A 21,181-nucleotide genomic window follows, 5' to 3' on the forward strand; every position below is an offset into this window, starting at 1 on the left:
TCAGGAAGTGACACTGCGGTTCCGCACCTTTTCTGCGACCCAGGTCGCGCCAACCAACACGGTGAACAGAGGAGCTCCAACGATTCCCGGCCAGAAGGAACTGATCAGACTGGGCAGGAGAATGGCCCACCCCATGGCGAGGTCACGCGTCAGCAGCGGCGGACGCTTGCTGGGAGTGGGGTTCTTTACCAAGACCCACAACAGATGGAGCAGGCAGCCGGACAGGAGAGCCCAATAGATCCAGAACAGCACATGACGACCAGAGTTGGAAATCGCGAGTGAGATCGCGATCAACGGGACGACGGACACCAGAGCGGTGATGATGGTGATACGCACCCTGAAGTTTGCGCCGCTACCCAACTGCTCTTTGAGAGACTCAGACATTTCTCCTGCTTTTCTGCCGCATTCCTCGGTACTCCCGACTTATGCGCTCGTGTTCACCAGTGAGTATCCGGGGCGGGCATCCAGCCGCTGCCCTTCCAGTCGTTGTAACCCTCGTTGTACGGCTTGTCTCCGGGAACCAGGTGTTCCTCGTCCAGCCAGCCGATGAAATCGCTCTGGCTGAGCGCCTTGTCGGCGACGTCGACTCCCATGCCCCCGTATGCGGCGGCCATCGACGCCGCGTAACCTGCGTGTCCGAGCCCGGAGGCCCCGCCGGTCACGGCGCCCGGGAAGGCGCCCTTGTTCGCGCGGAGCTGGCCGAACAGCCCTGCCGCCTCGTCGTCACCCAAGTGCAGCCACTTGGACATGGTGGATACCTGTGTTGGCCCCTTGGCGACCAGGCCAGTGTCCCTGGAGATCTTCTTCAGGGTGTAGTTCCGCAGATCCGAGAAGAATTTCCGGGATACGTCGTCCTGGGCCCCGGCCATGGCTTTGCTCAGATCGTTCAGCATCCCCTTGTGCGACCTGAGACCCGCTTTGAGCCCCGCCGTTCGGGTGGTCTGGGCAGCGGTGCTCGTAACCCTGTTGGCGCCCTTCAGCGCGGCGAGACCACCGCGGCCAACCCCCATCAGAAGTAGCCCGCCGACATCGAAGGCCAGGTCTGTCCATGATGCATCGCCTGACGCAACCAGCATGGATCGCGTCAGGATGGTCGCGATGGCAATGCCCAGAACGATCAAGTTCAGTACGGGAATCCAGATGGCGATGATGCCCGCGATGGTCGCCACCCAGCCCGCGGCGTCAAGGACGATCTTGATCACCTTCGCGTGATCGTGGAACCAGCCCTTGAAGTTGTCCCATGTGCTGTCCTTGATGACATCACCCAGCTGTTCCCCGATCTTGCGCGCATAGTGAGCTGCGCGGTCATCACGGTCTCCCGTAATGCGATCCAGCTGTTCGCGAAACTTCCGCAGGGGGTCGCCTTCCGTCCCGCTTTCTGAAGGATGCGGGCTGCTGCTGTCGCCGGACTTCTTCTTGGCCTTATCGGCCTCCAGCTCCTCCTGCTCCTTCTTGGCGTTGGCCAGCACCCTGTCCGCATCGGACTGAAAGTCCTCAAGCTCATTTGCCCAGTTGGTGAGGTGGCCATGGACGTGTTCGTAGCGCTCGGCGACTTCGCGCAGGTGCTTTTCCAGGACTTCCGACTCGTCGCGCAGCTTGCCGGCGTACTTCCCTTTGAGTTCGTTGTCGCTCTTGATTCCGCGAAGCAACTTGGCCTGTGCTCGGAGGTTCTCCGCGACCGAGATCATGTGCTTCACCTCATCGCGGATCTCCTCCGGATCGCCCGGCACAGGGTCGGAATCGGCGAGCGGATGCCAATCACGGGGACGTGGCTTGGATGTTGCGCTCACTTCTTGTTCTTCCTCGCCTTCCGCAGCTCATCCGCGAGCTGGGCATCCAAGCCCGTGAAGCCATCGATGGTGGACTTGACCAGTTCTCCGACCGTTTTGATGCTCTCCAGCATCTTGGTCCGGTAGTCGTCCCAGTTGTCCACGAAATCGTCCATCCTGTCGGCGATTTCCCCGCTACCCCAGTGGGGGCGCATGTCGTCTTTCTGCTGGTTGAGGCTCTTGAGCTCCTTCTGGATGCCCTTGAGTCGGGATTCAGTCTCGACGAGTAGATCAACGTTGACGATCAGGTCCGAGTCGTCTGCCATGGCGGGGCGCTCAACCTTCCAGTGCCCGGCCTGGGCGGCAGGCGGCAACAGCAGGCAAAGAGCGCATCATGATCGACTCCCCGTGGGACAAAAGTTCCGTCAAGGCCATTGACGTTAGCGGTGGGCTCCCTGGTTCTGCCAGGCGGAACTGGTCTCGTAAGACGGGAGATTGACGCGCCAATCGGGGCGAAACGGGTGTGAGGTCTTTGTGAGGGCGTCGAGGTGCGTCGCGTCAGACTGAGCTTCACCTTGAGGGCTTGGTGCCGTCCGTGTTCTGCGTTCCCGGCCGCTGCCGCTCGTAGGGCAACGGCCGGGTAAGCCCCGCTCGGATGTCAGGGCTTGTCAGGCCCCGAGGGTGATTCGCTCTTGATCCGTTGTCGCTACCGGTTGACCGCTTGAATCTCTTGCACGGTGACCGCCTGCGTGGCCCCGAAGGTCCCGTCGGGCAGATCCCCACCGGCGCCGCCGGTTCCCGTCCAGTTGATCTGCCAGGTGATCGTGGCCTTCATCTTGAAGGTGCCGTCACCGGAGGAGCGCAGGTACCTGATGCCGCAGGGCGGGTCCTGGTCGGCCTTGCCCTTGGCGTAGGGCTCGCCGATCGAACCGTCGTCGTTGATCGCGCACTCGCCGGAGGCAGGGAAGATCTCGGCGTCCGACGTGCCAGGTTCGAGCTTCAGGGAGACAGGCTTGGCGGTGGTGGTCGCCTGGATGTTGACGCCCGCCGCGTTGAGTCGGGCGGTGACGGAGACGGGTTTGAACTCGGCCTTGTCGAGCCATGCCCAGGTGGCGAGGTTGACCTTGGTGACGTTCGCGGGAGCCAGACTGACCTCGGTGTCCGGGACCTTGACCCGGTTGTACGCCAACTCGGCGAGGACTTCCGGCGTGACCGCGTTCTGCACATTCGGGGGGTTACCGTTCTTGACCCAGAAGGGTTGCCTGTCGCACTTCTGTGCCTCTTCGGTAAGCCAGCGGTCGGGGTCCCGGGTGGCCACCCACCAACTACCCTCGCCTGCCTTGTCCTTGTTGTAGTCCTTGTACTCACCGTCTTTGTAGTAGTCGCGGAACTGGGCGACGGCGTTCTTGGCGTAACTGGGTTGATCGGGATCGTTGGCGACGAGGTCGTAGCCGTCTTCGGTGGCCTTCGCGAACTCGTCGGCGGAGTAGGGCTCGTACCAGCAGGCGGGTGGGGTCCAGTTCCCGACGGGGGCGAGGGATCCCGAGGTCTTGCCGTTGACCTTGGTCGTCCCGCTGAACGTGATCCGGGACTCGAGCGTGTGGCCGCTTCGCGTGCCCTCCTGCTTCGTGCCGCCCCCCTCGTTGCCGCCGCCCGGGTCGACGTCGGCGTACGCGGGCGAGGCCAGGAGGACACAGCTGACGGCGATGCTGGCCGCGATCAGTCGGTAGCGCCGGGAGGTCACGATGTGCACGTGGCGTTCCCCCTCTCGGAGTGCAGCACGGCAGTCTGCCACACGCCCTTGGCGCTTTTTTCCAGGCGGGTGGTGTAGAGCAGGTACGACTTGCTGGTGACCGGAGTGATCTCGGCCTTTCCGGTCTTCCGGTCCTTGAGGTACGCCTTGCCCTCGAATGAGCAATAGGTGAGCGTCGCCTTGCTCTTGGAGTACACGTCGACCCTGGGATCGAAGTAACGGGTCGCGCCCGTCATGGACTTCTTCGCGTCCACGAAGCCCTTGACCCACTGGGCGGCGCCGACGAGGGCGTCTCCCTTGTAGTAGAAGCCCAGCACCGGCTCGTCCGCATTGCCCTGGGTGATGGCGTAGTCCAGCGCGTTGATGCGCTGCGAGGCGTCCGTCAGAACGGCGTCCTTCGTGGCGTCGCCGGTCTTCCAGCTCTCGAAGGTGTTGGTGACGTCGCTGGGCAACGTGACCTTCGGACGTGCTGCCGAGCCGGAGGCGTTCGTGCTCGGCGCGGCCGACGTCTTGGTGTCGCCGGTGTCGGCCCCGGCGATCTTGTCGTTGCCCTTCGAGCTGTCGTCGTTGCCACCGCACGCGGTCAGTAGGAGGGTCGCTGACGCGACGAGCGCGAGAGCAACGGGCAAAGAACGGCGCTTCACAGTGGGCTCCCCGTGAGACATGAAGGTTGTCAAGAACACTGACGGTATCCGTGGGGTTCGTGGTTTCGCCAGGCTGTACTGCCTTCAGGGTATGGGTGATTGCACCGCTTATCGGATCAAACCCCCTTGCAGTCGTGTCCTGATCGTGTCCACGTGGGGTGTGTCGACCGAGGCGGTTGCGCAAAACGCGGGGCTGGGCTGAATCGTCGCGGAGTTCGCGGGAGTTATCGGATGCGACGCCGATAGTCGCAAGCGATGGGTAAAGTGATGGTAATGGCGGCGCCGAACGGGGGATGGTGGGGTGAGTCGGAGCGCGCCCGAGTCCGCTGTCGTGAGATGCGACCAGGGGCCGTGGTGGCGGACGCGGCTGGTCGGATGGCTGCTCTTCAGTCTGGCGTGCGCCGTCGGCTCAGCGGGCCTGGCCTGGCTTGCTCCCGTGGTGCCTCTGCCGGCTCCTTTCCGAGGGGTGGCGCTCCTCGCCTCCTGCATTGTCCTGTCCCTCGCGACTGCTTTGGTTCCATTGCTGGCCCTGCGTCGGATCCCGCATCGCAAACGGAAGCCGGCGTGGCAACTCGTCGCAGCCGTGATTGCGGGAGTGATGCTGGGCGTGATTGGTACGCAGGCTGGCAAGCAGGCCGCTTTGGCGGATCGCGGCAAGTGGACCGATGCCTTGGTCGTGCACAAGAGGAAAGGCAGGACCGACCGCTGCACGCTGCGGATCCGTGAGGGGCGGGAGACGCGGAAGGCATCTCCTCTGCTGTCGGAGAGCGACGGCTGTGGGGCAGGGGTGTCTGAAGGCGACGTTCTGCATGTCCGGTACGACCCCAAGGGTGTCGCGAGTCCGACGGAGAGGCCGGGCGGGACGTCCTACGGAGAGTTCCTCGTAACCCTGATGGCTCTTGCCGTGTTCATGGGCACCTGGGGTGCGCTGCGACAGAGCCGCTGGGACGGGGAGTACAACGGATGACGCAACACGTTACAGGTCGCCCGGCCGCGCCCTCGCCGCCTCTCCGTCCCGGCCCATCAGGATCGCGTGGGTGTCGTGCGCGTCCTTGTCCGCCTTCGACGGGACTCGGGCCTCGACCAGGACAATTCCGCTCGGGAGGCGGGTGAAGGTCGGAGGCTGGGCGGCGGCCGGGAGTTCGGCCATGAAGCGGGACACGCGGTGGCGCTGGCCGGGGGAGAGTTCGCTCTCGGGGATGGTGCGGACGGCGCCGGACAGAAGCTGGGCCAGGCGCTTCGCGCCGTCCGGGTTGCCGGCGAACAGGCGGACCCAGGACTCGTCGGTGAAGGTCAGGCGTACGTCCGCCTCGACCTCGCTGTACGTCATCTGCCGCGCCCCGGCGATGGAGTCCCGACCGAATTCGGCGAGCACGTCGGCCTTTTCCAGCGTGCCGGTCCGGGTGCCCAGGAACAGCAGACGGCGGCTGGTGAGGACGAGGTCGGTGGTGTAGCCCTCGGGGCGGCGGGCGGGGTCGAGCTGCCAGGGGACGGTGCGGGCGAGGGTGCCCTCCGCGGCCCACATGACGGGGAAGTCGTCGACCTCGTTGTCGCGTTCCTCCGGCTTGCCGGTGGCGGGCACGCTGCCGAAGGGGGTGCCCGCGGCTCCTCCGATGTTCGCCACGAGGTTTGCCAGGAAAGGGATCCCGAACGCCAGTGCACGGCCCGTGCGTCGTACGGCGCGGTCGCCGGTGGTGTGGAGGGTGTACGACGGGCCCGGGGGCCACCCGGAGAGTTCGCCCTGGATGTCATGGCGCTCGGGGTCCCGGAACCACCGGGATCCCGCGACCGCGGCCGACAGGCCGGTCGCGAACCTCACCGAGGTCCGGAGCAACAGGTCTTCGTCCGCGCTGGGATACCAGTCCATCAGTACGTCATTTCTCCATGGGGGGATTCATTCCGGCCGGCCGGGCGGGGCACCGGTGTCGGGGTCCGAGGGGAACTCCACCGAGCCCACGATCCCCGCGATGGCATGCGAGAACTCGTCCCACTGTTCCACGGACGCGGTGTCGAGGGTGACGACCGCGGTGTACGGGCCCGTCGGGAACGGGATGTGAACCTGGATCTGGCCCATGACCAACTCCGTGTCCGCCCCGGACTTCGTGTACGCACCGTCCACCAGAAGCCTGCGGAACGTGATCGCCGAGACCGCGGGACCGCACGGCAGGTCCAGCCATGACACCTCGCACAGCGGATCACCCAGCAGCGCGGCCCTGACTCCCTGGGCGACGATGTCGGGGTCGGTGTCCCCCGTCTCGTAGACCGCAATGGTGAGCGAACAGTGGGCGACACCTCCGCCGCCCTCGATCTCGTACAGGCCGATGCCGAAAAAGGCGACCCCGTCCGACAGCATCTCGTCCGCCACGGCGCTGTACAGGGTGCCCATGGTGCCCCACAACGGCTCTTCGCCGCGGGGGTAGATGTCCTGGACCAGACGCCGTGCGGCCTCGGCGCGCTCCTGCGCGTCCAGCGACACCTCGATGGCGTGGATGCCGTGCGGCAGACGGAAGGACATGGGCGGCAAAGAGGCGCTCTGTACGGTCAGGACCCGCGACGTTTCGGTGCTGGACATGTTTTGCATCAGCCCCCGAAGTCGCCCGTCGCGATGGTGTGCACCTTGAAGGCGTCGAGGCCGCCCTTGAGCGCGGCGTCGAGGGCCCGGCCCGCCCTGCCCATCGGCGCGATGGCTTCGGCGCTCTTGACGAACGGCAGCTTCGAGGCGACGGCGTTGATGCCCTGGGTGCCGAGCAACTGTCCCTTGCGGAAGTTCTGGAGACCGCTCTCCACCGCCAGGGTCAGCCTGCTGCCTCCTTCGCCCAGTTTCACCATGGGAGCGGCCTTGAGCGGGCCGAAGAGCACGAACGTCTTACCGATGCCGGTCACCCCTCGATACCCCTCGCCGAGTTCCGCGGCCCGAGCGACCGCGTTGGCGCCCTTGGCCAGTTCGGCGCTGCCGGTGAGGCCCTTCACCCCCGGGAGGACGCCGAGCGCGTCGAAGGTGATCTCCGTCCAGCCGACATCCGCCCCGGCCGCTTTGGCCACCAGGTGCGTCAGCAGCGCCGCGCCGCTCGTGATCATCGCGCCGGCGGCGAAGATCGCGCCCAGCGGTTCGAAGGGGGCGGTGATGATGGCCAGCATGCCCAGGATGCCGCTCGCCAGGCTCAGGAGGTCGCCGACGGTCTTGATGAGGTCGGCGTGCTCCTTGAACCAGTCACCGGTCGCATCCCACGCATCCGCGATCCCATGCCCCAGCTTGTCCCAGAATCCGGGCTCGTCCGGCGCGATGTCCCCCGCCTTGTCGAGGTCCTTCCCGGCATGGCCGGCGGCCTTCCTGTAGCGGTCTTCGAGGTCGTGGACCTTGCTGATGACAGCGTCCACCTGGCCCGAGGCCTTGGCGAGGTCGTCGCTGCCCTTGCCGTCGCCCTTCTCGTCGGCCTTGGCCTGGGCCTTCGCCTTGGCGTCGAGTTTGTCGCCGGCCTCCTTCTCCAGCCGGTCGGCCTCGTCCTGGAAGCCGGCCAGTTCACCGGCCCAGCGGTGCAGGGCGCGGGAGGCCTTGTGGAAGGACTCGTAGCTCTTCTTGATGAGGGGCGTGACATCGGTCGAGATGTGCTCGCTGAAGGCGACGGCGGTCTTGCCCTTCCAGGCGCCGCACTCGATCCGCTCCAGTTCCTGTACGGCCGTGCCCAGTTCGCCCGCCAGGCCGCCGAGCTTCTTCGCCAGCTCGCGGGTCTGCTCCACGTCACCGGGGGTCGGGTCCCAGCCTATGTGGGGGAAGGAAGGGCGTCCCATGGTTCGCTCAGTGCCCTTTCGCCGCGCCGGACTTGCCCGGCCTGCCGGACTTCGAGGCTCTCGCCGACCTGAGGGACTCGGCCAGTTCCAGGTCCAGCTTGTCGAAGGTCGAGCCGATCTTGTTGATCATCTTGACCGCGTTCTGGGTGTGCTTGCCCAGCTGCTTGATGCCGTAGCCCCAGTCGTCGGCGAAGTCGTGCACCTCGTCCACGAGTTTGGGGGCGCCGACGACCGAGCCGTCCGTGTGGCGCAGGGTGCGCCGGGCGGTGTCCATGCGGTCGGAGATCGTCGAGAACGTCCTTTTGAGGTCCTCGAAGATCGTGTCTTCGATTCGTAGATCACTCACGTGCGTTCCGTTTCCGGCTGCTCGGCGGATGCGTGGGGGCGTGTCCCCGGGGCGGGTCGCTCGGTTGCTTCATCGCGTTATGGCGTCACGTGAGCGAAGGTTTTGCCTGTCGCACGGAAGGCGGATGCACAGGGCCCGGGAGGAGGGGTCGCCGCTGCGATCTTAAGACGGCCAATACGCAGTGATGGAAGGGCGAGGGCAAGGGTTGGGTGTTGCTTGGGAGGCCACTGGTGCTGTCTTTGCGCGCTCTTGGCCGGCGCGGGATGCTTTCGTGATTTCTTGTCGCGAACGACGCTTGTCGAGAACGACGCTTATCAGGACCGCTCGTCCAGCAACTTCTTCAGCGCGGGGGACAGTTCGGGTACCTGCGCCCCGGCCGCCTGTGCCGCCGCGATCTCCTCGACGTACGCCAGCGCCTCGGCCTTGAGGCGTTCCTTCTCGTTGAACTCGCGTGCTCCGGCCAGCCAGACCAGCACGGCGACCGGGACCAGGGCAAGGGCGCCGTAGCCGATCGGAGCGTCCGAGGTTGCCGCCCAGAGCGCACCCGCCCCGCCGACCAGGAGCAGCAGGCAACTGGCCTCGTCGTGCCAGCCGCCCTGGTCGGCGAACATCTCGTACGAGATGACCGCCGGGGGCTTGATGGGGATGGGCGGCGGCGTGGGGGCGGACGGCTCGTCCACGGGAGGGTGCGGCTGTGTGGCCTCTTCCTCGGTCGGTGGAATCTCCTCCGTCTTCCGCACCCGCTCGTACGGCTGATTCGGTTGAAGCTGGTACGGCTCAACCGCCTCGTACGAAGGGATGGGTGCCGCCCCCTTACCGGACCCGTCCTGCCTCCGTCCCTCCAGCCACGCCGGCACATAGGCCGGCGCCAGCCCATGGGCCCGCGCCACGCCCAGCACCTCGCGGTAGCCGGCAAGCGCCGGATGGGTCAGTTCCCGCTTCCAGCGGATTCGGACCTGGGCGAACGCCGCCACGGCGATCAACAGGAGAGGGCCCGAGACGAGAAGAGCCCCCTCCGCCGCCCGGTCGGGCAGTGCGGAGGAGAGGAAGGGGAGGAGCGCGCCGGCCGTCAGGGCCAGGCCGCCCAGCCAGGCGAGCGGGCCGCGCTGGGCTGACTCCATGGCGCGGCGACGCTCGGCAAGCAGCGCGGTCACTGCCGCGTCGTCCGTGTAGTCGACCCCGTGGCGCGCGCCCAGTTCCCGGGCCGCCGTCAGCACCCGCGGGTCGGAGGCGAGCGTCGTGCTGTTGAGGGGGAGGAGCCCGGCCGGTGTCGGTGCGCTCGTCATCGTTCTTGCCGCTCCCCAAGTGCTGCGTCTCGCCAGCCGCGAGTAAAGATCATGGCATGGGTGGTTCAAGCCCGCGTGAGCGAATCGTGCGGGCATCATGTGCGCCCTGTGAGGAAGGGGCCGGCGACCCCCGGCTCCGGAGGCGGTACCGGCTTCGCGGCCGCACAGACCGGCGCTCCACCAGGGACCGTTGCCCAACCGGCCTATATGCACGCTCAGTTGCAGAGGGTAACGGCGATCGTTGTGAGGTCAAGGAGTCCGAACGCGCCTTGAGGGGCGTATGCACGACTGATACGGTGCGATCGCTTGACACTCACCCCAGTGCTGGGTATCCGGCCAGGTCGGGCGGTGCGTCCAGTGTGTCCCGTGTTCTCATGTGCGGGCGTTCGGGGGTGAAGTGTCCGCTTTTACAGGAAACTTGGCAGACATTTTCTTGGGTGTACGGGGAGCGGTTGCGTGAAGATCCAAGAGCGTACGGGGGCGGGCGCCGGTCGTTCCGCCGCTCCGGCTCAGCCGTCGGTCGGTGACCGGCTTCCCACTCCGCCTCGCGAGCGTAAACCGGCACTTGCCGCTCTGGCCGTCCTGTTGATCCTGCTCGGTGCGCTCGGTGCGACCACGCTCGTGCTGCGCGCCGGTGACCGGATCGAGGTCGTCAAGGTGACGAAGCAGATCGAGGCCGGGGAGTCCGTCGGTGACAACGTGACCTCCGTGATGGTCGCCGCCGACGACAGCATCAACTACGTCAAGTGGTCCCAGCTGGCCACCCTCAAGACCCTCAAGGCCAAGTCCACGATCTACCCGGACACGGTTGTCATGGGGCAGATGTTCGCCGAGGGCAGCTCCCTGCCCGCCGGCAAGGCCGCCGTGGGTGTCGCCCTCAAGGAGGGCCAGTACCCGGCCGACATCAAGTCCGGTGACGTCGTGGCCGTCTACAACGTCGACACCAGCAGCTCCAGTTCCGACAAGACCGGCTCCGGCGCGGGCTCCACCACCTCCGGCGGCGGTGCCATCGTCGACACCGCCAAGGTCGAGAAGGTCGCCAACAACAGCGACGCCACCGTGAGCACCGGCAACCTCTCGGTCACCCTGCTCGTCGACCGGACCGACGCCGCCGCCGTCGCGCGTGCCGCGTCCGCCGGCGCCGTGGCCATCGTGCACGTTCCCGGCAACGGCAACTAGAAGGCGGCACCCACCCCATGGCGCTCATTGCAATCGCCGCCGACAAGGGTTCCCCCGGCGTCACCACCGCGGCCGTCGCCCTCGCGGCGGTCTGGCCGCGTCGCGTCCTGCTCGCCGAGACCGACCCGGCGGGCGGCGACCTGGTCTACCGCAGCGCCGCCGCGCACGGCGGGCCGCTCAACCCGAACACCGGCATGCTGTCCATAGCCGCGACCGCCCGGCGCGGACTGGTTCCCGATCAGTTGTGGGACCACGTACAGCCGTTGAGCGGCGGTCTCGAAGTGCTCGTCGGGCTCGGCATCGCCGAGCAGGCCACCGGGCTCGCCGGGCTCTGGCCCACCCTCGGCCATGCCTTCGCCTCCCTCGCCGACTCCCCGAACGCGCCCGCCGACGTCATCGCCGACTGCGGGCGGATCAGCGGGGACACCCCGGCCGTCGAACTGTTCCCGCACGCCGCCCTCGTGCTGCTCGTCTCGCGCACCGAGCCCGAGGCCCTCGCTCGGGTCCGGGACCGGGCCGCCGCCCTCTCCACCAAGCTGCACGGCGGTCCCCGCGGTGCCGCGGCTCTGGCCACCCCGCTCATCGGCGTCGTCCTGATCGCCGACCCGAGCAGCTCCGCCAAGCTTGTCAACCAGGTCAACGACATGCTGGTGCACGCCCAGACGGGCGCCCGGGTCGTCGGCACCATCGCCGACGACCTCACCGGCGCCGACCAGTTGGCCGGCCGCAAGCGCGGCCGTCTCGACAAGTCCCTGCTCATCCGCTCGGCCCGCAAGGTCACCGCGGACCTCCATCAGCAGTACGGCGCCGCCTGGGCCGTACCCGCTCAGCAGGGCCACGCGGGAGCCGGCCGATGACCGCTGTCGACCACCAGTTGGTCAAGCGGTTCCGGCAGGAGGCCGGCGACCGCATCGCCGAGCAGCGCCGCCTCGACCAGGTGGGCGGCGTCGCGCCGATGTCCGCCGAGGACGAGCGGCAGTACGCCCGCGCGGTCATCGCCCAGATCCTGGAGGAGTACGCCCGCACCGAGATCAACGCGGGCCGTACCCCTCTCGACGCGGAGACCGAGGAGCAGTACGCGGCCGCCGTCCACGCCGCGCTCTTCGGAGTGGGCCGGCTCCAGCCCCTGCTGGACAACCCCGACGTCGAGAACATCGACATCAACGGCTGCGACCAGGTCTTCGTCGGATACTCCGACGGGCGGGAGGTGAAGGGGGACCCGGTCGCCGAGACCGACGAGGAGCTGATCGAGCTCATCCAGGTACTCGGCGCCTACTCGGGTCTCTCGTCGCGTCCCTTCGACTCCGCCAACCCCCAGCTCGACCTGCGGCTGCCCGACGGCTCCCGGCTCTCGGCCGTCATGGACGTGGCCCGGCGCCCCGCGCTGTCCATCCGTCGCGCGCGCATGGGTAAGGTCTTCATCTCCGACCTCGTCGGCAACGGGACGCTGACGCCCGAGGTCGCGCACTTCATGGCCTGCGCGGTCCGCGCCCGCAAGAACATCATGATCGCGGGCGCCACCAACGCCGGCAAGACGACGCTGCTGCGCGCCCTCGCCAACGAGATCCCGCCGCACGAGCGCCTGATCACCGTCGAGCGGGCGCTGGAGCTCGGCCTCGACACCTTTAACGACCTGCACCCGAACGTCGTCGCCTTCGAGGAACGGCTGCCCAACTCCGAGGGCCAGGGCGCCATCGCCATGGCCGAACTGGTCCGCCGTTCCCTGCGTATGAACCCGTCCCGCGTCATCGTCGGTGAGGTTCTGGGCGACGAGATCGTGACCATGCTCAACGCGATGTCGCAGGGCAACGACGGCTCGCTGTCCACGATCCACGCCAACAGCTCCAGCGAGGTCTTCAACCGTATTTCCACATACGCGTTGCAGGCCTCCGAGCGGCTGCCCATCGAGGCCAGCCAGATGCTGATCGCGGGCGCGGTCAACTTCGTCGTCTTCATCCAGCGGCGCAACAACTACCAGACGGGCGGCCGCCTCCAGCGCATGGTGACCTCCGTCCGCGAGGTCAACGGCGTCGACGGACGTGTGCTGTCCAGCGAGGTGTTCGCGGAGGCCCCCGACGGACGGGTCGTACCGCACGCGCCCATAGCCTGCCTGGAGGACCTGATGGCCTACGGCTACCAGCCGCACGGGGCGTGGGGGTGACCGGGATGACGTACTCAGCGCCCGCCTACGAGGCTCTCGGCTCGCTCGGCTCCCTGGGCGGCCTCTTCTCCACCGAGGTCCTGTACTCGATCGGCAGCGGAATCGCCGTCGGCGGCGGGCTCGCGCTGCTGATGATCGCCGTACGCGGACTGCCCGCCAAGCCCGAGCACGAGAAGCAGAAGGCCAACGAACGGGCCGCCGAGCTCATCCGGTTCGCCGGTCAGCGCGGCTCGCTCGCCGCCCTCATCGGGCTCGCCGTACTGCTGCTCACCCGCTGGGCGGTGGCCGGCATCGCGGCCGGTGTCCTCGTCTTCTTCTGGGACCGCCTGTTCGGCGGCGCCGCCGAGGAACGGGCCGCCATGCGCCGCGTGGAGGCCCTCGCCTCCTGGACGGAGTCCCTGCGCGACACCATCGCGGGCGCCGTCGGCCTGGAGCAGGCCATCCCGGCCTCCGCCCGCGCCTCCGCCCCCATCCTCCGCCCGCACCTCGACGCCCTCGTCGACAGGCTGCGCGCCCGCACCCCGCTGCCCGACGCGCTCCAGCACCTCGCCGACGAGATCAACGACGCGTCCGCGGACATCATCGTGGCGGCCCTGATCCTCAACGCGCGCCTGCGCGGCCCCGGTCTGCGCCAAGTCCTCGGCGCGCTGGCCAAGTCGGCGCGCGAGGAAGTCGACATGCGTCAGCGCGTGATGGCCCAGCGGGCCTCCACCCGGCGCTCGGTGCAGATCGTCGTCGCCGTGTCGGTCGCGTTCGTCCTCGGCCTCGCCGTCTTCAACCGCGACTTCGTGAAGCCGTACGGGACGGCGGTCGGCCAACTCGTCCTCGCCGTCGTCTGCGCCCTGTTCTCGCTCGGCTTCTGGTGGCTGCGCAAGCTGTCGACCATCGAGACCCCGGAGCGGTTCCTGGTGCGGGACGAGTCGGCGGTGCAGTTCGTACGGCCGCGCACGCCCGTTCAGCAGCAGCCCCTGCAACCGACTCAGCCGGCGCAACCGTCCCAGTCGTCACAGCCGTCACAGCCGGAGGAAGGGATACGCCGGTGAACCTCACGATGCCGATCGTCGTCGGCGTGGTCCTCGGACTGGGCGTCTATGCCCTCATCCGCGCCCTCATGCCGGCCAAGCGCAGCGCGGTCGCCCAGGTCGCCCGGATCGACGCGATGCGGGCCCGCGGAGCCGCGTACGAGTCCGCACGGCAGACGAAGGACAAGGGACGCCTCGGCTCGCTCAGGGCCGAAATCGGTGACCGTGTCGCCGACTTCTACCTCCAGCAGGGCTGGGAGCAGCGCTCGCTGCGCGCGGACCTGGCGGTCCTGGACCGCAGCTGGGAGAAGTTCCTGGCGACGAAGGTGCTGCTGGCCACGGCGGGACTGTTCTTCGGGCCGTTCCTGTTCGCCGTGGTCTGGACGCTGGGCTTCGGCTCCAGCCCGGTCGTCCCGGTCTGGCTGGCCCTGTTGTGCGGGGGGCTCTTCTTCTTCCTGCCCGATCTGGAGGTACGGCGCGACGCGGCCGAGAAGCGGCGTGACCTGCGGCGGGTGATCGGGGCGTATCTGGACCTGGTGTCGATGAGCCTGGCGGGCGGCCGCGGTCTGCCCGAGGCCCTGATGGCCGCCGCCGAGGTCTCCGACGGCTGGGCGACCCAGCGCATCCGCAACGCCCTCGCCGACGCCCGGATCACCGGCATCAGCCAGTGGCAGGCGCTCGGCGCGCTGGGCGAGGAGCTGGGCGTCGAGGAGCTGAAGGACCTGTCGGCCTCCCTGGCCCTCGTCGCTGACGACGGCGCCAAGGTCCGCGAGTCGCTCGCCTCCCGTGCCGAGACCATGCGTCACCGCGAGCTGTCCGAGATCGAGGGCAGCGCGGGCGAGAAGTCGCAGTCGATGCTGGTGGCCCAGCTGCTGCTGTGCGCCGGCTTCCTGGTGTTCCTGATCTTCCCGGCGGCGATGCGGGTGTTCCAGGTCTGAGCCCCATCCACAACCGCGAATCGTTTCGAGAGGACAACTCATCATGAACGGACGGAACTTCGGTACGGGGATCCCGGCCGTGGACTTCCTGGTCACCTTCCTGCAGGGCCGGATGCAGCGCGCACGCTCCGGCGAACTGGACCGCGGCGCCTCCGCGGTGGAGTGGGTCATCATCTCCGCGGTCGTCGTGGCGATCGTCGGCGTGGTGGCAGCGATCATCAACGCCGCGCTGAGCGACGGTGCCAACAAGGTCGGCGACTGCATCAAGGGCGCGAGCGCGAGCAAGACCTGCTGATCGCGGGTTGGACACGACGGGGATGACGGGGTTGTTTGTGGGCGTGGGCAGATGGGCGCGCAGCCGCGCGCGGGCCGCGCGCGGCGAGGCCGGTGAGTCCGGCATGACCGCGATCGAGTTCGTGCTGCTCACTCCCGTCCTCTTCTTCATGATCTTCGCGACGGTCCAGTTCGCCCTGTACTTCTTCGCCGACCATGTGGCCCAGGCGGCGGCCCAGGCGGGCGCCCGCAAGGCCCGTGCCACGGCCCACGACCAGCCGGGCGCGTGGCGGGGCGAGGCGCGGGGCGTGATCGACGACTACATCCGCCAGCTGGGCCCGCAATTGGTGCTGTCGCCGGACGTGACGATGCTCCAGCCGGAGCAGAACACGGTGGGCGTGGAGATCTCGGCGCGGGTGCCGACGGTGTTCCCGGGGCTCGACCTGACGGTGCACGCGCAGTCGTCGGGGCCGGTGGAGCGGTTCGTGAAGGACCAGGGGGCGAACTAGATGGGCTGCTTCGCCTTCGTGCGCGGTCGTATGACGTCCGTGTGGAGTCGTATGACGTCCGTGCACGGGAGTATCACGGAGGACGGCCGGGACCGGGGCCTGTCGACCGTCGAGGTCGTGATTCTCGCCCCGGTGATGATCATGTTCATCCTGGTCCTGGTGGCCTTCGGCCAACTGGTCGACGGCCGGGGCGCGCTGGACGGCGCCGCGCGTGACGCGGCCCGCGCGGGCTCGATTCAGAAGGACCACGGCACGGCGATGGCGGAGGCCCGCAAGGCCGCCGAGGCGGACCTCGCGGACGTCTGCTCCGGACCGGTGTCCGTCGTGCAGAAGAGCGCGGGCTTCGACCCGGACGTGGACCCGTTCTTCACGGTCGAGGTGAGCTGCGAGGTGCGCGGTCTGGCGATGCTGGGCCTGAACGTGCCCACGCACCTGTCCGCCAGTTTCTCCTCGTCGCTGGACCCGTACCGGAGGTCGGCGTGACGGATCTCGAACGGACCTGGCGGACCTGTCGGACCTGGTGGTCCACCCGTCGTGCCCGGCTGGACGACCGGGGCTCCGGCGCCGGCGCGGTGATCATCTTCGCGCTGGTCTTCCTCTCCCTGTCCGCCTTCGTCATCGACGGCGGTCTCTCGATCTCCAAGCGCGAACGGGCCGCCGACATCGCGGAACAGGCCGCCCGTTACGCCGCCCAGGACATCGACAAGGAGGCCCTGTACGACAACCAGGGCGGCGCCGCGCCGATCAACTTCCAGAACTGCGATGCCCGGGTGAAGGCGTTCGCCCGCGAGATGGACATGTCCGGCGCCGACATCGCCGCGACCCACTGTGTGGCGGCCGACGCCCAGGAGGTGGAGGTCGAGGTGCAGTTGACGTACGAGCCGGTGTTCACCGGCATGTTCTACGGCGGGAACGTGGCCGTGCACGGCCGGTCCGTGGCCCGCAACGAGGTCGGCTGAGCCGGCGTGTCCGGGCGCCGGAAGAGCGAGCCGGAGGTCCCGCCCGTCCCCTGGGACCGGGCGGGCAGTTTCACGGTGGGCGAGGTGCTGCGGCCCGGCACGCTGACCCGTAAGCCGCTGACCGGGCCACGGGCGATACGGGTGCCGTCGACGCACGACGGTGTCCGGTACCACGCCCCGTCGGTGCTCGTCTCCGGCACCGGGAGCGAGACTCCCTCGTACGAGCTGTACGACGCCACACGGCCGACGGAACCGGTCTGCACGCTCACGCCGGAGAAGGCGGGTGCCCGCTACCGGGTGGCCGATGCCGGGGGTGCGGAACTGGGCCTCGTCCACCGGACTGCGCCCGCAAGGCGCACCGTCGAGCACGGCTGGTGGCTCCAGCAGCCCGGTCACCCGGACGTCGTGGCCCGCTACCACTGGGCGAGGGGCAGCGCGAAGGAGATCGCGACGCGAGGCAAGGAGAGCGTGGTCCGCGGCGGCGGCGCGGTGGTGGGCAGCGTGGTCGACTCCGTCTTCAGCCTGGGGGCGGACGGCGACGCCCGCACGGGCTCGCACCGGTCCCGTCCGGTGACCTGGCGCGCGGAGGGCGACGAACAGCCCGTGGTCCTGACGTGCGAACACCTTGAGGACGGCAAGGTGTATCGCCCGCACGCCAGTTGGCTCGACCGGCGGCTGGCGTTCGCCCTGGCCGTCCTGCGGGAGGCATGAACCCTGACCCGTCCATCGATTCTTACCATCTTCATACCTTGAGGCCTCGCGCCCTTACCCGTCAGGGGCAGGCTGGCCGGTCTGTGCCCGGTGTGCGCGCCGGGGGCCGTGGTGCGGGAGGGGGAGCGTACGCGTGAGTGATCAGCAGGCGGACATCGACCGGATCAGGGAGTGTTCCAGGGCGCTGGCGGGCATCCGCGACACCTTCGCGGATCGGGCCAACCCCGCCGAGGGGTACGGCGTCGGGGAGATCGGCTCGCAGAGGGTACTGGACGCCTTCGAGAAGTTCGGCAGCAACTGGAAGATCCACCGCGGCAAACTCACCGAGGAGCTGGAGAAGCTCGCCGGGATCACCAAGACCGCCGCGGACTCGTACGAAAAGCTCGACCACGAACTCGCCGAGGCCCTCAGGAAGGCCGACAAGGACGGCAAGCAGGCGAAGGGGACGAAGGGGGCGAAGAAGTGAGCGCCCGCCCCGCCGCCGACCGCTGGGCCGTGCTCGGCGAGGCGTCCGATCCGGTGCCCGGCGACCCTGAGGAAGTAGCCGCGCTCGGCCGCCAGTTGCGCAGGACCGCCGAGGCCATCGAGAAGGAGGCCCGCGAGATCAAGGCGCTGGCGTCGGTGGAGAACTGGAAGGGCAAGACGGCCACCGAGTTCCGCAGCTCCGCCGACGGCGCGGGCGACAAGCTGCGCAGGGCGTTCAAGCGGTACGACGAGGCGGCCGACGCCCTCGGCACCCAGGTCCGGGACGGGGTGTGCAGCAACGAGTACGCCTCGGAACTGCACCGCGCACAGCAGATGGCGGACAAGGCGCTGCACGACGCCGAGACCGCCCACGACGACCTCTCCTCCGCCCAGCGCTCCCTGGACGGTCAGCCCCATGGCACGCCCGAGGACGACCCGGACAGCAAGAAGTTCACGAAGCAGAAGGAGCACGCCTCCTCGGCGCTGTCGGCCGCGAAGGACGCCCTCGAAGCCGCCAAGGGGGTCCGCGACCGCGCCGCCGAGCTGGCCGCCGACGCCATACACGACGTCATCGAGGGCGACGGGCTCAAGGACGGCTGGACGGACAAGTTCAAGAACTGGGTCCATGAGAACGCGGGTTGGCTGACGCAGATCTCCAAGTGGGCCGGGCGCATCGCCCTGTGGGCGGGCGTCGCCGCTTTGGCGCTCGGCTGGATCCCCGTCATCGGACAGGCCATCGCCGCCGTCGCCAACGCGGTCGCCCTGCTCGCCAGCGTCGTCGCCCTCGCCACCGACCTGGTGCTCGCCCTGGGCGGGGAGGGAAGCTGGAAGTCGGTCATCCTGGACGCCGTGGGCGTCGCGACCTTCGGTATCGGCCGGGCGGCGATGTCGGGAGCCAGGGGCGCGGCCGCGGGCGGCAAGGCGTTCGCGCGCAGCGGCCTGTTCCGCAATGCCGTCGCCTCCGGCATGAAGTCGAACAAGGCCTGGAACCTGGCCAACCGCGGGGCCCAGGGCGCGATCCGGGGGAAGGCCGCGGCGGAGGCGATGCGCACCATGCCGAAGGGGAGGTTCCCCACCTGGGGCAACCTGAAGGAGGGCTTCAGCCCGGTCTCCATGTACCGGGACACCGTCGACGGCGTGAAGTCGATCGGCAGCGCCTTCTCCAAGCAGGGCTGGAGCGAGGGGCTGAAGGGGATGGCCGCGCCCCGCTCGCTGGGCACCCTGGACCCCGAACTGGCCCGGACCGCCGCGAACCTCGACGGCATCGCTCCGGCCGCGCTGAAGCTGCCCGAGGTCAGCGGGGCGCTGAGCAACTTCAGTGCGCACACCAACGTCTGGGCGGGCTCGACGTTCGCGGGCGTCACGGCCGGCGCCGAGGGCGCCTACGGCACGGTGACGTCCCTCTACGACAGGGTCACGGGATGATTCCCGAGCCCGCTCTCAGACCGGCGGCCGGGCGAGGACCCGGCCTCGAACTGTGCCACACCTCCCGTCTCCACCTGGACGGCACCGATCTCGTGCTGCACACACGGCGACGCTCGCTGCGGCTCCCGGCCGGCGCCGGCGGCATCACCCGTGCCGTCTTCGTCGACGTGCCCGGAGCGGACCGGGAGCGCATGGGTCCGCCGGTCACCGGCTCCTGGGGCGAGGTCCAACTCCAGGACGACAGCGGTGCGTTGAGGGGCTGGTTCGACATCGAGGACTGGCTCCCCGAGTCGCCCGCGCTGCCGAAGCGGTCCGTGCAGGGGGACCAACTGCTCAGCCGCACCGGAGTGTCGGCGCTTTGCAAGGCGGCGGGCATCCCGCTGCACGTGGTGAGGAGCGCGGACGACCCGAGGGTGGCGAAGGGCAAACGGCGGCGGGGAAGCGCACGGCTGGCCCGGGGCGGCGACTTTCCCGCCTGGTACTGGGGGACGCGGCTGGCGGCCGGGGGCGTGTGGTTCACCGCGTTCACGGTCATCGTCTTCTCCGGCTCGCTGTCCCCCTGGCTCGTGGTGCCCTCCGCCGTCGCCGCCTTCGTGGCCCCGGTCGCACGGCTGGCCCTTCGGCTCCGGACCCGTATGCGCCTTCGGCGGTACGACCCCGTCGTACGGGAGCGAGTGCGGCCGGCCCCCGCGGACGGGCTGGGGGCGACCGTACGGTTCCGGCGGGACACCGAACTGCGGGTGCAGGACCGTGATCTCGTCCTGCGGTATGTCGGCGGTCAGGAGTACTGGCTGCCGCTGACCGGCCCGCACGCCCTGACGACCCTCGTCCTCGTACGGGACCGGACCGGTACGCCGGTGGGTGCCGAACTGCGTGGGCCGGGGGAGGAGTTGCGGGCCGTACTGCCGTGGGGCGCATGGTTCGGCGGTACGGCCGGTACATCCGGGGCGGATGGGTGGGCGCGGCTGCGCAGGGCGGCCGGGGCCGCCGGTCTGCGGGCGACCGAGCGGGAGCTGAGCGGCAAGGCCGCCTGGCCCAAGCACCCGGCGCTCGGTGCCGACCCGCTGCTCGCCTCCCCGCGGGCCGCACGGCGCGAGTCCCGCTTCGCCGGCACCGTCGCCGGTGTCTCGTCCACCGCGGTCATGGCCCTGGCCTCGTACTTCTCGATCGCATGGGGCATGCGGATGCAGGACACGCACCCCGCCGCGGCCCCGGCCGTGATCGCCCTGGGCGCGCTCGGCGCCGTACTCCAGGCGATCCCCTACCTGGCCCACCAACTGCACAGCCGCTTCCGGCTGGACCGACCGGCGGATCCGGCCCCGGACCGCCCCCTCACGGAGCAAGCCGCATGACAGGACTCCAGGAGACCGCACCCCCGGCCGACTACCGTCTGCTCCTCCCGGACGGCTGGTTCCGGATCCTCCTCGACCCGCCCGAGCAGCGGGACAAGGCGGTCGACGCGCTGGTGGAGCGCCAGTTCCAGGGCATCGACAACGCGCCGCACCTCAAGGAGGACTTCCGCAAGGACCTGCGGCGCCGAGTCGCGAAGGCACACCGCTCGGGTGGCATCGAGCTGTATCTCAGCCTCCAGGAGATCGGCCCGTTCACCATCCCCGCCTCCCTCCTCGTCACGCTCGCGCCGCTCCGGCACCCCGCGCCACTGCCGCTGGAGACGCTGGCGGAAACGCTGTCCACGGCGGACGGGGGAACGGTGACCATCGAGGAACTGCCCTCGGGCCAGGCGGTCCGGATCCGCAGGCTGCTCCGCCAACCGGGCGAGGAGGACCCGCAGCGGGCCCACAACTCGCTCTCGCTGGAGTACCACGTCCCCGTCCCCGGCACGGCGGCGTTCCTGCTGCTCACCTTCTCGACGCCGCTGGAGCCGATCGCGGACGCGATGGCAGAACTCTTCGACGCGATCGCGGCCTCGCTGACCTGGACGGAGTGACGAC

The 21,181-nt window shown here is 68.9% G+C and carries 25 protein-coding genes; 15 read left to right on the forward strand and 10 right to left on the reverse strand.

Annotated elements, in window-relative coordinates; genetic code table 11:
- The 5 genes from ACZ4EG_RS36105 to ACZ4EG_RS36125 form a co-directional block, all read right to left on the reverse strand.
- Window positions 1-384: a hypothetical protein gene (locus ACZ4EG_RS36105; RefSeq protein WP_467793592.1), complete on the reverse strand. Its 384-nt coding sequence runs from the start codon at window positions 382-384 to the stop codon at window positions 1-3.
- A 53-nt stretch (window positions 385-437) separates the two neighbouring features.
- The gene (locus tag ACZ4EG_RS36110; protein WP_453560081.1) at window positions 438-1,790 is read right to left on the reverse strand and encodes a putative T7SS-secreted protein; all 1,353 of its coding nucleotides are present in this window, start codon (window positions 1,788-1,790) and stop codon (window positions 438-440) included.
- Window positions 1,787-2,095 carry a WXG100 family type VII secretion target gene (locus tag ACZ4EG_RS36115; protein ID WP_453560084.1) on the reverse strand — a complete coding sequence of 103 codons (309 nt, stop codon included), beginning with the start codon at window positions 2,093-2,095 and terminating at the stop codon, window positions 1,787-1,789. The genes ACZ4EG_RS36110 and ACZ4EG_RS36115 overlap by 4 nt, the downstream gene beginning before the upstream one ends.
- A gap of 380 nt (window positions 2,096-2,475) precedes the next feature.
- The gene (locus ACZ4EG_RS36120; RefSeq protein WP_467793593.1) at window positions 2,476-3,522 is read right to left on the reverse strand and encodes a hypothetical protein; all 1,047 of its coding nucleotides are present in this window, start codon (window positions 3,520-3,522) and stop codon (window positions 2,476-2,478) included.
- A complete protein-coding gene (locus ACZ4EG_RS36125) occupies window positions 3,510-4,166 on the reverse strand; it encodes a hypothetical protein (RefSeq protein WP_467793594.1) in 657 nt (218 codons plus the stop codon). The genes ACZ4EG_RS36120 and ACZ4EG_RS36125 overlap by 13 nt, the downstream gene beginning before the upstream one ends.
- A gap of 466 nt (window positions 4,167-4,632) precedes the next feature.
- Here ACZ4EG_RS36125 and ACZ4EG_RS36130 point away from each other — a divergent pair, with 466 nt between their 5' ends.
- Entirely contained in the window at window positions 4,633-5,133 is a 501-nt protein-coding gene (locus ACZ4EG_RS36130; protein ID WP_467793595.1) for a hypothetical protein, read from the forward strand.
- A gap of 9 nt (window positions 5,134-5,142) precedes the next feature.
- On the opposite strand, the gene ACZ4EG_RS36135 is transcribed toward ACZ4EG_RS36130, so the two are convergent.
- The 5 genes from ACZ4EG_RS36135 to ACZ4EG_RS36155 form a co-directional block, all read right to left on the reverse strand.
- Window positions 5,143-6,033: a hypothetical protein gene (locus ACZ4EG_RS36135; protein ID WP_467793596.1), complete on the reverse strand. Its 891-nt coding sequence runs from the start codon at window positions 6,031-6,033 to the stop codon at window positions 5,143-5,145.
- A 27-nt stretch (window positions 6,034-6,060) separates the two neighbouring features.
- Window positions 6,061-6,738 carry a hypothetical protein gene (locus ACZ4EG_RS36140; protein WP_467793597.1) on the reverse strand — a complete coding sequence of 226 codons (678 nt, stop codon included), beginning with the start codon at window positions 6,736-6,738 and terminating at the stop codon, window positions 6,061-6,063.
- Window positions 6,739-6,746: 8 nt separating this feature from the next.
- Window positions 6,747-7,955: an enoyl-CoA hydratase/isomerase family protein gene (locus ACZ4EG_RS36145; protein WP_467793598.1), complete on the reverse strand. Its 1,209-nt coding sequence runs from the start codon at window positions 7,953-7,955 to the stop codon at window positions 6,747-6,749.
- A gap of 7 nt (window positions 7,956-7,962) precedes the next feature.
- Window positions 7,963-8,301 (reverse strand): hypothetical protein, encoded by a 339-nt coding sequence (locus tag ACZ4EG_RS36150; RefSeq protein WP_453560103.1) that lies wholly within the window; start codon window positions 8,299-8,301, stop codon window positions 7,963-7,965.
- 314 nt (window positions 8,302-8,615) lie between these two features.
- Complete coding sequence (locus tag ACZ4EG_RS36155; RefSeq protein WP_467793599.1) at window positions 8,616-9,587, reverse strand: hypothetical protein; 972 nt, start codon at window positions 9,585-9,587, stop codon at window positions 8,616-8,618.
- Between the two features lie 456 nt (window positions 9,588-10,043).
- Between ACZ4EG_RS36155 and ACZ4EG_RS36160 the strand changes: the two genes are divergently transcribed.
- The 14 genes from ACZ4EG_RS36160 (at window position 10,044) to ACZ4EG_RS36225 (ending at window position 21,177) form a co-directional block, all read left to right on the forward strand.
- Window positions 10,044-10,766: a hypothetical protein gene (locus ACZ4EG_RS36160; protein ID WP_467793600.1), complete on the forward strand. Its 723-nt coding sequence runs from the start codon at window positions 10,044-10,046 to the stop codon at window positions 10,764-10,766.
- A gap of 17 nt (window positions 10,767-10,783) precedes the next feature.
- Window positions 10,784-11,623, forward strand: a complete 840-nt coding sequence (locus ACZ4EG_RS36165) for a hypothetical protein (protein WP_453560110.1) — start codon at window positions 10,784-10,786, stop codon at window positions 11,621-11,623.
- The gene (locus tag ACZ4EG_RS36170; RefSeq protein WP_453560113.1) at window positions 11,620-12,927 is read left to right on the forward strand and encodes a CpaF family protein; all 1,308 of its coding nucleotides are present in this window, start codon (window positions 11,620-11,622) and stop codon (window positions 12,925-12,927) included. The genes ACZ4EG_RS36165 and ACZ4EG_RS36170 overlap by 4 nt, the downstream gene beginning before the upstream one ends.
- A 5-nt stretch (window positions 12,928-12,932) precedes the next feature.
- The gene (locus ACZ4EG_RS36175; protein WP_467793601.1) at window positions 12,933-13,970 is read left to right on the forward strand and encodes a type II secretion system F family protein; all 1,038 of its coding nucleotides are present in this window, start codon (window positions 12,933-12,935) and stop codon (window positions 13,968-13,970) included.
- The gene (locus ACZ4EG_RS36180; RefSeq protein WP_467793602.1) at window positions 13,967-14,887 is read left to right on the forward strand and encodes a type II secretion system F family protein; all 921 of its coding nucleotides are present in this window, start codon (window positions 13,967-13,969) and stop codon (window positions 14,885-14,887) included. The genes ACZ4EG_RS36175 and ACZ4EG_RS36180 overlap by 4 nt, the downstream gene beginning before the upstream one ends.
- Window positions 14,888-14,930: 43 nt before the next feature.
- Window positions 14,931-15,182, forward strand: a complete 252-nt coding sequence (locus tag ACZ4EG_RS36185; protein ID WP_363299817.1) for a hypothetical protein — start codon at window positions 14,931-14,933, stop codon at window positions 15,180-15,182.
- A 22-nt stretch (window positions 15,183-15,204) separates the two neighbouring features.
- Window positions 15,205-15,669, forward strand: a complete 465-nt coding sequence (locus tag ACZ4EG_RS36190; RefSeq protein WP_467793603.1) for a TadE family protein — start codon at window positions 15,205-15,207, stop codon at window positions 15,667-15,669.
- A gap of 51 nt (window positions 15,670-15,720) precedes the next feature.
- Window positions 15,721-16,152, forward strand: coding sequence for a TadE/TadG family type IV pilus assembly protein (locus tag ACZ4EG_RS36195; protein WP_467793604.1), 432 nt, complete (start codon window positions 15,721-15,723; stop codon window positions 16,150-16,152).
- Window positions 16,149-16,628, forward strand: coding sequence for a TadE/TadG family type IV pilus assembly protein (locus ACZ4EG_RS36200; protein ID WP_467793605.1), 480 nt, complete (start codon window positions 16,149-16,151; stop codon window positions 16,626-16,628). Before ACZ4EG_RS36195 ends, ACZ4EG_RS36200 begins: the two co-directional genes overlap by 4 nt.
- Before the next feature lie 6 nt (window positions 16,629-16,634).
- Window positions 16,635-17,339 (forward strand): hypothetical protein, encoded by a 705-nt coding sequence (locus tag ACZ4EG_RS36205; RefSeq protein ID WP_467793606.1) that lies wholly within the window; start codon window positions 16,635-16,637, stop codon window positions 17,337-17,339.
- A 133-nt stretch (window positions 17,340-17,472) separates the two neighbouring features.
- Window positions 17,473-17,805, forward strand: a complete 333-nt coding sequence (locus ACZ4EG_RS36210) for a hypothetical protein (protein WP_467793607.1) — start codon at window positions 17,473-17,475, stop codon at window positions 17,803-17,805.
- Window positions 17,802-19,229, forward strand: coding sequence for a putative T7SS-secreted protein (locus ACZ4EG_RS36215; RefSeq protein ID WP_467793608.1), 1,428 nt, complete (start codon window positions 17,802-17,804; stop codon window positions 19,227-19,229). The genes ACZ4EG_RS36210 and ACZ4EG_RS36215 overlap by 4 nt, the downstream gene beginning before the upstream one ends.
- Window positions 19,226-20,581, forward strand: coding sequence for a hypothetical protein (locus ACZ4EG_RS36220; protein WP_467793609.1), 1,356 nt, complete (start codon window positions 19,226-19,228; stop codon window positions 20,579-20,581). The genes ACZ4EG_RS36215 and ACZ4EG_RS36220 overlap by 4 nt, the downstream gene beginning before the upstream one ends.
- Complete coding sequence (locus ACZ4EG_RS36225) at window positions 20,578-21,177, forward strand: hypothetical protein (RefSeq protein ID WP_467793610.1); 600 nt, start codon at window positions 20,578-20,580, stop codon at window positions 21,175-21,177. The genes ACZ4EG_RS36220 and ACZ4EG_RS36225 overlap by 4 nt, the downstream gene beginning before the upstream one ends.
- Window positions 21,178-21,181 lie beyond the last annotated feature (4 nt).

Source organism: Streptomyces sp. NPDC025638 (assembly GCF_055558775.1).